We start from the raw sequence: 447 nt of genomic DNA on the forward strand, positions 1-447 counted from the left end.
CGAGATTCCGTCAGGAGCCGTACTGCGCCCGCCGACCAGTCCACGTGCGGCGTCGGCTCGTCCACGTGCAACGTCTTCGGCAACACACCGTGCCGCAGCGCCTCCACCATCTTGATCACACCCGCCACACCGGCCGCCGCCTGCGCATGCCCGATGTTCGACTTCAACGACCCCAACCACAACGGCCGATCCACCGCACGACCCCGCCCATACGTCGCGAGCAACGCCTGCGCCTCGATCGGATCACCCAACCTCGTCCCCGTACCGTGCCCCTCCACAACATCCACCTCGACCGCCGAAAGCCCCGCGTTCGCCAACGCCTGCCGAATCACCCGCTGCTGCGAAGGACCGTTCGGCGCCGTCAACCCATTCGACGCACCGTCCTGATTGACCGCACTGCCCCGAACCACCGCCAACACACGGTGACCCAAACGCCGCGCATCCGAC

1 protein-coding gene is annotated in these 447 nt (G+C 67.3%); it reads right to left on the bottom strand.

Annotated elements, in window-relative coordinates:
* The coding region (locus GT354_RS36115; RefSeq protein WP_161360608.1) for a polyketide synthase at nucleotides 1-447 on the bottom strand (447 nt) is incomplete at both ends.

The sequence above is a fragment of the Streptomyces sp. SID3343 genome (assembly GCF_009865215.1).
In the GTDB taxonomy this organism is placed as follows: domain Bacteria; phylum Actinomycetota; class Actinomycetes; order Streptomycetales; family Streptomycetaceae; genus Embleya.